This window comes from Streptomyces sp. NPDC057623 (assembly GCF_042800355.1).
GTDB lineage: Bacteria > Actinomycetota > Actinomycetes > Streptomycetales > Streptomycetaceae > Streptomyces.
On sequence record NZ_JBHVGZ010000026.1, the window covers coordinates 51,833 to 62,941 of the forward strand.

Below are 11,109 nucleotides of genomic sequence, written 5' to 3' on the forward strand. Positions count from 1 at the left end.
CGCACGCAGATCACGAGAGGAACACGTAATGGCGCTCAAGCAGACACTGCGCATCCTGTGCGGTGCAGCGGCAGCGGGGGCACTGGTCTTCTCCACGGCGACGACCGCTACGGCGGACCAGACAAGGAAGGACCAGTGGCCGCTTGAGGCCTTCGGCGCCGACAAGATCTGGAAGATCGCCACAGGCAAGGGCGTCACCGTCGCTGTCATCGATGACGGAGTGGATGCCCAGCATCCCGATCTCCAGGGCAACGTTCTGCCGGGCAAGGACTTTGTTGACGGCGACTCTGACGCGTCACCTGAGGACGAAGACCACGGCACCGCCATGGCCGGAGCCATTTCTGGTCATGGGCACGGAGCAAATGGCGCGGATGGTGTCAAGGGGCTGGCTCCGGACGCCAAGATTCTCCCGATCCGGGATATAGGCGAAGACCAATCTCCGTTCGCTGCATCGATTCGCTATGCAGTGGACCATGGAGCCTCGGTAATCAACATCTCCCAGGGCACGTCTCCTCCAACTGAGCCGGGAGAAGCGGCAGTCGCCTATGCGGTTCAGAAAGACGTCATCGTCGTTGCAAGCACCGGCAATGACGGAACCGGAAGCGAACTTCCGTCCTATCCCGCCAACTACCCCGGCGTGGTCGCCGTGGGAGCGGTGAACAATGCGGGAGAGATCTGGGAGAAGTCAAACTATGGCCCAACTACGTTGCTGACGGCCCCTGGCGTCGGCATCGTCTCCACCGGAATTGATTCCAGCGGTTACCGGAAGGGATCAGGAACCTCCGATTCCACCGCCTACGTCTCCGCCGCCTGCGCCCTCCTCCGCGAGAAGTTCCCCGACCTCACCGCGGGCCAGATCGTCAACCGCCTCACCAAGACGGCCGGTCTCCCCGACGACGCCAAGGGACTGAAACTCCCCGACGAGAAGTACGGCTACGGCTACATCCAGCCGCTCGCCGCCCTCAAGCAGGACATCCCGGCCGGCCCCAAGAACGGCCCCCTGACCATGCCCGCCGCCGACTCCAGCAGCACCGACAAGGACGACGCCACCACACCCCCGGCCTCCTCCAACAGCTCGGACGACACCAGCGCCCTGAGCACCACCACGATCCTCGCCCTCGCCGCAGGCGGAGTCCTCCTCGCCCTCGTGATCGGCGCCCTCGCCGTCCGCAGCAAGAATCGCGCCCGCCGCAACAGCACACCCAACCCGGCGCCCGCCTTCACCACGTACGCCCAACAGCAGCCGTACAACAACCAGGCCACACCCCCGAACCCCTACCAGCAACATCCCACGCCCCCGACCACCCCACCGAACCAGCCACCGCCCGGCGGCAACCCCTACCAGCGGTAGCGTTCCCTATTACCGCCACCCCACTTACGGGCCGGTGAGTCAGGCGTGCCGGGTCTGGCACCTGAACGCAGAAGGCCCGTGTGTCCAGGTGATCAAGCCGCCCGGAGGACACTAATGATCACCTGCGACCACAGGCTTCTGTCTCAAGGGCATAGCCCATCTCCCGCTGACCGTCCGCGCCGGTGCGGCAAGACGTCCGAAGTCACACCCCTCTCGCCTCGAAGGCGCGTGTGGTGAAGTCGAACGGACTGCGTTGCTAATCCAGCGCAGGCAGCGCGCCTTGGGGTAGCGGATCGGCGGACTGACACTGCGTCAGCGAAGTAGCCACCCGGGCTGCCTGCACAGCAATTTCGGCCAGATCCTGACGATGGGCGCCCGTCTTGGAGACTGCCGCGCCCTGAGCCGAGACATCGATGCTCAAGGCCATAGTCCGGCCTTCGCTGTCTTTGCGTGAACAACGGAAGTAAATGGCTGCCGCATTGGGTGATGAGAGTGCCCGAGTCCCAGCGTCGAACGTCTTAAGTCCATCCCGGCTGATGATCTCGTTACCCAGCATCCATTTCTCCCATTCATCGACAGACCTGAGGACAGTCTGGCTCTCGAGATAGAAAGCATTCTTGCCGTCAATTGTGATGCGGCAATCTTCACTCAGTTCTTCGACGTAGTCACTGATGCGCTGCTTGGCAGATGACGCAAACTTCTTCCCCTCCGGAAGAATACGCTCGAACGCGGCTACCTGTTGCTGAAAATCATCGGCGTTACAGATGTCCCAGCTATCGAGATGAGACTTCTCACTCTCAGGAAATGCCCTTCCGGTAAAGAAGCCTCCCACAAGACAGCCAGCCAAAGCCACAGCACCAGCACCAGCTCCCACTATTATCACGGACCTCTTCATCAACCCCTGCTTTCCGCACCAAAGTCTCGCCCATATCCGGGCAGGTTTCCCTGTGCTTCAACGATTCCCGCAGTTGCCCCTTCGGCAATGACGCTGTTGAAATTATCAGTGTTCGAGATTCCGTGGGCTTCAGCTGCTGCCCGCGCGGCGTCCTGATTCAACTGCGAAGTGGAGTCCTTGACGCCCTGCCAGTCCAGGCCAGTGCTATAGACGACCTTGCCGGTAGTGTTCTGCTCTTTTCCGTCAATGATCTGGCTGACGATGTCGCCACTGATAGTTGTGGCTATGCCACCCACAGCGGCTCCAGCAGCAGGCGTCGCGATGAAGGACGTACCGACTCCGATACCCGTGCCTACGATGCCGGACGCCCAGGCTCCCTTGCGTTCCAGGGCATCGTTGTACTTCTTGTCGGCCTCCACGGCATCCCCGATTTCCGACTCCTGTCGGCCTATCGCGATGGTTCCTTGGATCTCTCCCGATGAGTGAGCAATGTCCTGTACGGCTTGATCCGTGTCCGGGCCATAGGCGTCCGGATGTTTGAGGTGGTAGTCGTACAGGTTGGCCGCATAAGCGGTCTGTCCGAGGTTGACCGCCGCGTACCCGTCAGGGTCCGTGCCCACAGTCATGAGGAACCGCGTCGCGTCCTGTTCACCGAAGTTCGCCTGTACACCCTCCACAGGGAAGAGGTCCAGTCGGTCGGGAGACGGGTCATTGGACATAGCCCTGCTGAAGTCCGGCATGTACTCGGCGCTCATCCGGCCCAGACTGTCGTGCATCCCGTCCCGGGCCATCTCCGGGTCCATGGACACGCCGTTGACGATCTTCTGCATGATCTCGGCCTGCTGGTCGCTGTGCGCCGGCAGGTCCTTCGGCGGCGCCTCGTCGTAGGCATGGCCGGTGGTGGCCGCCTCCAAGGCGTGGCCCAGCTGGTTGTACCCAGTGATGGGGCCTGGGATCCGTTCGAAGGTCTCCGGGTCGTGGACTAGATACTGCTGATCCTGGAACCACTTCCGGTCTTCGGTGAGGTACTTGAAGTACTCGTCGTTGGCGAAGATGTTCGTCGCCGCCTCGGGGCAGCGACCAAGCCCCTCCATGTACCCCGTCATAGGGTCGGTGTTTCCCTCATTGTCGCCGCCGGCGAAGTTCAGCCTACCCAGCGTGTTATCACCGTACCAGCCTGCTTCGACGTCCTTACCGAATGACTTGTCGGTGGCGATGAGAGCCTTGCCGTAGTCCTCCATGAACCTTGGCTCGTACTCTCCGAACCGCATCAGACTGCTCGCTACTTGGAATCCGGCCGGATTCGATGCATCTTCGATACCGAGTTCCCTCGGTCCGAGTCTGATCACTTCCTTCTTCCAGTCCTGCATTTCCTTGCTGTCGGAGTGGGTGGCGGTACCCAGAGTTTCGCCGAGGTCCTTCTGAAGTTCTGCCAGCAGCTTTTCACGCTCAGGACGCGTCGAGTCCGTACTGTTCCTAGCCGGGTCTGCCATGTCGGCCCAGAATTCCAACGTGCCTCGGCCGCCCAAACTGGTGGCGAATTTCTCAGCGAACTCTTCGTCGTCCTTGTTCGCTCGCAGCAGTTTGTTGAGCTGCCTGAGCTCCCTGTCCGACATGTCCGATCCCTTGTTCGCCAGTGCCAGGGCGCGGGTGGCGTCGGCGTCGTCGAGAGAGGTCACGACCTTGGAGTTGAAGTCGGTCTTGTTGCCGCCGAGGTCGCGACGCAGGGCCCAGCAGGCGGTCTCGTCGGCGTCGGCGGCGCCCTGGAGGACGCGTTCGATACGGCGGGCGAAGGCGTCGCAGGCCTCGTCCTGCTCGCGTATGAGGGCCTGGCCGTCGGGATCGTGGCGGGCGCTGGTCTGGGAGAGGTCATTGCGGGGGGTGACGACGCCGGTGGGACTGACGTGGAGGTCCTGCGCCTTGGCCTCGGACTCGGCGAGGTGATGGAGGTCGTCCTTCGCCTTTTTCAGCTCGGCATGCAGTGTCTTGAGGACACCGGCGATGCCTTTCGCCTCCTTGTGGGCGTCCTCGAATTCCTTTTGGGCGTCGCGTACGTTCTTATCGGCCATGGCCGCCGTCAGGACCGGCTGGCTCCAACCGGCCTGGCGGAAGGGGCGGACGACCTGGTCGCCGTAGGCGGAGTGCAGCCCCTTGAACTTGGTGACGGTCTCCTCCCAGCGCTCAGCGGCCGCTTTGAGGTTGCTGAGTTTGAGGTGATACAGCTGCTCGTACGTCGGCATGAGCTCGGCGAGTCCCCGTGAAGTGGTGAGTGTCTGGCTGGCGCGGTCGGTGAAAGGCCTTGATTCAGCCGAAGTCACTCGCCAGAGAGTTCATGGTCTGCGTGTTCGCGGTCTCCGTGCGCTGATACAGCACTCCCGAAACCCCGCACTGAGTGGCGAGAGTGTCGCACCTGCCCGCGAGTGCCGAGACCTGAGACGACCAGGTCTCCGCCAGGTTGGTCAGCGCCCCGCCCAGCCCGCCGTCCCAGTTGCCATTGCCGAAGTCCCGGGATGCCTTACCCGTCTCGTCCACCGGATGAGCACCGGCGGTTCGCGTGTTCCCCTCGATCTCGCGCGCGCCCGTGCCCGCGCGATTGAGTGCTGCCGGATCCTCGATTTCCGTCCCCGTCGACACGTCACATCCCCCATGGCTTGTTGCCTTCCATACATAAACGGAAGGCATCCACCATATCTGACGCGAACACGACGATAGAAAGCGCGTACAGCCCCGGCTACTCAGGGAGTTGAGTGAGTAGCCGGGGTAGGAAACCTGGCAGCACTTCGCCCGCTGCTGCGGTGGCGGAAACGGCGGCGAGGAGCAGCCGTACCTGCGCGCCGATGACACCACCGGGACCCCCAGCGGCTCAGCCCTGCGCCCCAAACGCGACCACATGGACCTTCTTCGTGTCCGAACTCGTCAACTCACTCGCGTACACCGCGGACATGTACAGATGCCCCTGCGCGTAGATGATCTCGGAGTACTGCGGAGACAACCGGGTCTCCACATCCCGCACCGACCTGGACGCCGGGTTCTCCAGCAGCTCCGTCTCCTTGAAGGTGCCACCGTCGATGCTGACGATCTGCCCGCCCTTGTCGTACGGCGGCCGCTTGTACGCGATCACGTTGCCGCCGTCCATCCGGAGCGGCGTCATCGTGTACCTGTCGCCCGCGTCCGCACGCTGCCCGGTCTGCTTGCCGGTGGCCAGGTCGAAGGCGACGATCTCGTTGGTCATGCCGTACGAGCCCTTGCTGCCGTCGTGCTGCTTGGTCTCCACGTAGAGCCGGTCGTTGCCCACCACGACGCCCTTGCACTGCTCGATCGTGGTGACGCCGGAGCAGCGGGCCTCGAACTGGTCACTCGGTACGGAGATGCGGATGCGCAGTTTTCCGGTCTTGTTGTCGATCGAGAAGACGTCCGAGAGGCCGATGGAGTCCGTGTCCCCGACCTCCGCCGCCACGACGAGCGGCTCGGTGGACACCACGCTGGCGTACTCGACGCCCTCGGCCATCTTGTACTCGGAGATCACCCCGCCGGACTTCGGGTCGATCGTCAGGATGTGCAGCTGAGGGTTGTCGTAGGAGCCGCACTTGCGAACTGTGACCAGCTTCTCGCCGCCGGCGTACCCGAGGTCGTAGCAACCGTCGTTGGCCTTCGGGACCCACAGTTGCTTGCCGGACTCGATGTCGAACGCGGTGCCGCCGCTGGTGCCGCCGGCCGCGACCGTGCCGCCGCTGACGGTGATGTTGTCGAAGCGGATCGGTGAGCCGTCCACCTCGGCGCTCTTGGTCCAGAGCTTCTTGCCGGCGTCGAGGTCGATCGCCGCGACCTCGCTGCAGCCGTACGAGGGATTGTCCTTGGTCGGCTTCTTCGGCTGGAAGGCGACGGCCGTCAGGTTGTCCTCGTTGACGTGCTTGCTGGCCTGGCAGACCGGCCCCGGCAGCGAGATGGTCCAGAGCTTGGTGCCCTTGTCGGGGTCGTAGCCGACGATCTCGGAGACACCGCTCTTGACGTACGCCTTGTCGGTCAGCCAGGAGCCGGCCACGACGACGCTGGTGTCGTCCTCGACCTTGGGCGCGGGCACCTGGAAGAGGACCGAGGAGTTGGTGTCGGAGGGCACCTTCTCGGTGCCGTCGGGGGTGTCGCCGCCACCGCCACCGTCGCCGTTGTCCCCGCCGCCCGTGCCGCCGCTGGAGCTGGCGGTGTTGTCCGTGCCGCCCTTGTCACCGGACTTGGCGTACCACACGCCACCGCCGATGATCAGCGCGATCACCACGACGGCCGCGGCCACGATGACGGCCAGCTGCGAGCTGGACCGGCCACCGCCGCCACCGGGTCCGGTGGCCTGGGCGTGCAGCGGCACGGTCTGCTGCGGATAGCCGTAGCCGGGCGGCTGACCGTAGGGGGCCTGCTGCTGCCCGTAAGGGGCTTGCTGCTGGCCGTAGGGGGCCTGCTGCTGGCCGTAGGGGTTCTGCGGCTGTCCGTACGGAGCGGGCGGCTGCTGGCCCGGGTGGCCGTACCCGCCCGGAGGTGCCTGGGGCGTCTGGGGTGGCTGGGGCGCCTGCGGGTAGCCGTAGCCGGACGGCGGGCCCTGGGGTGGCGGCGGTGTCTGGGGTGCGCCGAATCCGCCACCCCCCGGCTGCTGGGGCGGCTGGTCCTGGGGCGGGCCGAACCCGCCCTGCGGGGGCTGGTTCGGCGGCGGAGGCGGCGGCTGGGTCATGGCGTGGGTACCTCAGGGGAGGGGGACGAAGGGGGCGGCGGCGAAGGCGGTGTCCGACGCACGCCTCACTTGCCGAAGGCGAGGATCAGCTTCTCCTTGGCGGCGTCGTTGCCGGTCAGCCGGGTGCTGGCGAGGTAGAAGCGCCCGTCGGCCCAGTCGAACGACTTCGTGAAGAAGCCTCGCTCGACGTCCGAGGCGCTCGCCGGGTTCTGGAGCAGCTTCGTCGGCTGGGGGTTGCTGCCGCTGACCGGGATGGACACGACCTGGCCGCCCGCGTCGTACGACGGCTCGACGTAGGCGATGAGCTTGCCGTCCTCGACCTTGACCGGCAGCATCGACTCCTCCGCCGGGGACTTGACGCGCCACTTCTCCTTGCCGTTGGCGAGGTTGATCGCGACGATCTCGTTGGCGCCGGTCGTGGCCTTGGTCGGCATGTAGAGCGTGTCGGCGTCGGCGGCCACACCGGTGCAGCCCTGGAGGTCACGCTGGAGGATGGCCCAGCCGCACTGGGCGCCGATCTCCAGGGGGACGTCGACCTGCGAGCGGCGCTTGCCGTTGTCCCCGAAGGTGGAGATGTTCCACTGCTTCTTGTCCTCGTTGGTGCTGTAGATGACCAGCGGGTCGATGGAGAAGACGCGCGAGACCTTCCAGCCCGAGGCGAACTCCCAGGTCCACTTGGCCTTTCCGGTCGCCGGGTCGAGCTCCTGCACCTCGTCGTGCTCGTTGCTGCGGGAGGCGTTGCAGCCCGCCACGGCGATCAGCTTCTCGCCGCCCGCGAAGGAGTCCGGGAAGCACGCGTCGCCGTACTTCGTCTTGTCCCACAGCTTGTCGCCACTGTTGACGTCGTACGCGGTGCCGGACTGGGAGCGGCCGACCACCAGCGTCTTGCCGGTGATGGACAGTTCGACGTCGAGCGTACTGTCGAACAGCGCGCCGTTGGCGACCGAGCCCTTCCAGCCCTTGGCGCCGGTGTTGAGGTCGATCTGCTGGAGCTGGTTGCACTTGGCGCGGTCGCTGCTGCCGCTCATGTACGCCACGACGATCTTGTTGTCGGCCGACTTCTCCGGGGTGACCGAACAGATCTTCTCGGGGAAGGAGATCGGGTCCCAAGCGGCCTCGCCGTCACCGACGTTGTAGGCGGTGACCTGCTTGTACGCCGCCTTCACAGCGGCCTTGTCGGTGATCCAGAGACCGGGGGCGTCGGCGCCGGAACCGGGCGCGTCCGGCGCGTCCTTGTACCAGAGCACCTTCGAGTCGCCGGCCTCACGGCCGCCGTTGAGGTTCTCCGGGTCGGCGCCGCCGCCCCCGCCGCCGTTGTCGGGGTCGTCGGTCGGGGAGTCGGAGCCCTTAGGGTCGCCGCTCTCCTGGGCGACCGGCTTCTTCGGGTCGTCGCCGCCGCTGGTCACCGCGTACACGGTGCCGCCGATGACGACCAGCGCCGCGACCGCGGCACCGATGGCGAGGGCGGGCTTGCCCTTGAAGGGGTTGCGCGAGCCGGGCTGCGGGGCGCCGGGCGCGCCCGGGTACTGCGGCTGGCCCGGGTAGCCGTAACCCTGGGCGGGCTGCTGGCCGTAGGGGCCGGGCTGCTGCGGATAGCCGTACGGCCCCGGCTGTCCCGGCTGCTGCTGCGGCTGGCCGTACGGGCCGGGCGGGTACGCGCCCGGCTGGGCCGGCGGGGCCGGCTGCTGCGGGTAGCCGTAGCCGGGCTGCGGGGCGGCGGGCGGCGGGCCCTGCGGGGGCGGCGGTGTCTGGGGCGGGCCCTGGGGCGGCGGAGGCGGCGTCTGCGGTGCGTCCTGCGGGGGCTGCGGTGCGCCGAAGCCACCCTGCCGCGGATCCTGCGGTGCGCCGAAACCGCCCTGGGGCGGCTGGTTGGGCGGCTGGCTCATGAGCGGTTCCCCCTCGTGACCGGTGTGGTGCCACGCCCTGTGCCGTCGCGTTTCCGCCACACCGACGGTTCTCAGACTGTTCTCAGACGGCTCTTTCTATCACCCGCCACAGACAGCGCACCGGGCCGTCTCGCCCCCTGTTCCCAAGGGAGAACCGCCCTGTGATGCCCCCGTTATCCGCCTTCACACCCCCTTCACCCGGCGGCGCGCAGCGCCCGCCAAGGGGCGCGGGGAACGGCGCGACAAGCCACGACGGCGCCGCACCCGCCAACGCCACATCACCCCCAACGGCGAACCCGCGCCCCGCCCAACCCAGCAGAGCGCTCACGCGTCGTCCGCAAGTTCCAGCCAGCGCATCTCCAGCTCGTCCCGCTGCCCCGCCAAGTCCCGCAACTCCGCGTCGAGTTCGGCCACCTTCCCGAAGTCCGTGGCGTTCTCCGCGATCTGCGCGTGCAGCTTCGTCTCCTTCTCGGAGAGCTTGTCGAGCTGCCGCTCGATCTTCTGCAACTCCTTCTTCGCGGCCCGCGCATCCGCGGCGCTCTTCTCCGGTGCGGCCTTCTCGGCGGCCGGCGCGGACGCCGCGCTGACCGTGACCCGGGCCTCCATGCGGTGGCGGCGCTCCAGGTACTCGTCGATGCCGCGCGGCAGCATCCGCAGGGCGGCATCGCCGAGCAGGGCGAACACCCGGTCCGTGGTGCGCTCGATGAAGAACCGGTCGTGGGAGATGACGATCATCGAGCCCGGCCAGCCGTCGAGCACGTCCTCCAGCTGGGTGAGGGTCTCGATGTCGAGGTCGTTGGTGGGCTCGTCGAGGAAGAGGACGTTGGGCTCGTCCATCAGGAGACGGAGGAGCTGGAGCCTGCGCCGCTCACCGCCGGACAGGTCCCCGACCGGCGTCCACTGCTTCTCCTTGCCGAACCCGAACGTCTCGCACAGCTGCCCGGCGGTCATCTCGCGCCCCTTGCCGAGGTCGACGCGCTCGCGCACCGCCTGGACGGCTTCCAGCACCCGCCAGTTCGGGTCGAGTTCGTCGACCTCCTGGGAGAGGTAGGCGAGCTTGACGGTCTTACCGACGGCGATCCGGCCGCCGGTGGGCTGTGTCTCGCCCTCCGTCCGGGCCGCCTCGGCCATCGCCCGCAGGAGGGACGTCTTGCCGGCCCCGTTGACACCGACGAGACCGATCCGGTCCCCGGGGCCGAGCTGCCACGTCACATGCTTGAGCAGCACCTTGGGGCCGGCCTGGACGGTGATGTCCTCCAGGTCGAAGACGGTCTTCCCGAGCCGGGACGAGGCGAACTTCATCAGCTCGCTGCTGTCCCGGGGCGGCGGTACGTCCTGGATGAGCTCGTTGGCGGCCTCGACGCGGAAGCGCGGCTTGGATGTTCGCGCGGGCGCGCCGCGCCGCAGCCAGGCGAGCTCCTTGCGGACCAGGTTCTGCCGCTTGACCTCTTCGGTGGCGGCGATGCGCTCGCGCTCGGCGCGGGCGAAGACGTAGTCGGAGTAGCCGCCCTCGTACTCGTAGACGGCGCCGCGCTGCACGTCCCACATGCGGGTGCAGACCTGGTCGAGGAACCACCGGTCGTGGGTGACGCAGACGAGCCCGGAGCGCCGCTCGCGCAGGTGCTGGGCGAGCCAGGCGATGCCCTCGACGTCGAGGTGGTTGGTGGGCTCGTCGAGGACGATCAGGTCCTGCTCGTCGATGAGGAGCTTGGCGAGCGCGATCCGGCGCCGCTCGCCGCCGGACAGCGGGCCGATGACGGTGTCCAGGCCCTGCGGGAACCCGGGCAGGTCCAGACCGCCGAAGAGCCCGGTCAGTACGTCCCTGACCTTGGCGTTCCCTGCCCATTCATGGTCGGCCATGTCCCGGATGACCTCGTGCCGGACGGTCGCTTCGGGGTCGAGCGAGTCGTGCTGGGTGAGTACGCCGAGCCGCAGTCCGCCCAGGTGCGTGACCCGGCCGGTGTCGGCCTCCTCCAGCTTGGCCAGCATCCGGATCAGGGTCGTCTTGCCGTCGCCGTTGCGCCCGACGACACCGATGCGGTCCCCCTCGGAGACGCCGAGCGACACACCGTCGAGCAGGGCACGGGTGCCGTACACCTTGCTGACGTTCTCGACATTGACCAGATTGACGGCCATTTCTCTCCTGCCCAGGGGGATGGATCAGCCTCCCAGCGTAGTCGGGCGCACCGACAGCTCCTCGCCCCGCTGCTCCCGGCCCCCTCGGGGACGGCCGCGCGCCCCGGGGACGGCGTCCCCGGGG

Annotated in this window: 7 protein-coding genes; 1 reads left to right on the forward strand and 6 read right to left on the reverse strand. The window is 66.8% G+C overall.

The window, feature by feature from the left end:
- Positions 1–28: 28 nt before the first annotated feature.
- Positions 29–1,351 carry a type VII secretion-associated serine protease mycosin gene (gene mycP / locus ACFU95_RS25460; protein ID WP_383831660.1) on the forward strand — a complete coding sequence of 441 codons (1,323 nt, stop codon included), beginning with the start codon at positions 29–31 and terminating at the stop codon, positions 1,349–1,351.
- Positions 1,352–1,607: 256 nt separating this feature from the next.
- Here the strand turns inward: mycP and ACFU95_RS25465 are convergent, their stop codons facing one another.
- The 6 genes from ACFU95_RS25465 to ACFU95_RS25490 all read right to left on the reverse strand — a co-directional run bounded on the left by ACFU95_RS25465 (position 1,608) and on the right by ACFU95_RS25490 (position 10,985).
- Positions 1,608–2,204: a hypothetical protein gene (locus ACFU95_RS25465; RefSeq protein WP_383831662.1), complete on the reverse strand. Its 597-nt coding sequence runs from the start codon at positions 2,202–2,204 to the stop codon at positions 1,608–1,610.
- A 41-nt stretch (positions 2,205–2,245) separates the two neighbouring features.
- Positions 2,246–4,564, reverse strand: a complete 2,319-nt coding sequence (locus ACFU95_RS25470; protein ID WP_383831664.1) for a hypothetical protein — start codon at positions 4,562–4,564, stop codon at positions 2,246–2,248.
- Positions 4,551–4,880 (reverse strand): hypothetical protein, encoded by a 330-nt coding sequence (locus ACFU95_RS25475; RefSeq protein ID WP_383831666.1) that lies wholly within the window; start codon positions 4,878–4,880, stop codon positions 4,551–4,553. The genes ACFU95_RS25470 and ACFU95_RS25475 overlap by 14 nt, the downstream gene beginning before the upstream one ends.
- Before the next feature lie 229 nt (positions 4,881–5,109).
- A complete protein-coding gene (locus ACFU95_RS25480; RefSeq protein WP_383831668.1) occupies positions 5,110–6,963 on the reverse strand; it encodes a PQQ-binding-like beta-propeller repeat protein in 1,854 nt (617 codons plus the stop codon).
- Between the two features lie 65 nt (positions 6,964–7,028).
- The gene (locus tag ACFU95_RS25485) at positions 7,029–8,849 is read right to left on the reverse strand and encodes a PQQ-binding-like beta-propeller repeat protein (RefSeq protein ID WP_383831670.1); all 1,821 of its coding nucleotides are present in this window, start codon (positions 8,847–8,849) and stop codon (positions 7,029–7,031) included.
- A gap of 324 nt (positions 8,850–9,173) precedes the next feature.
- Positions 9,174–10,985, reverse strand: a complete 1,812-nt coding sequence (locus tag ACFU95_RS25490; RefSeq protein WP_383831672.1) for an ABC-F family ATP-binding cassette domain-containing protein — start codon at positions 10,983–10,985, stop codon at positions 9,174–9,176.
- Positions 10,986–11,109: the final 124 nt, after the last annotated feature.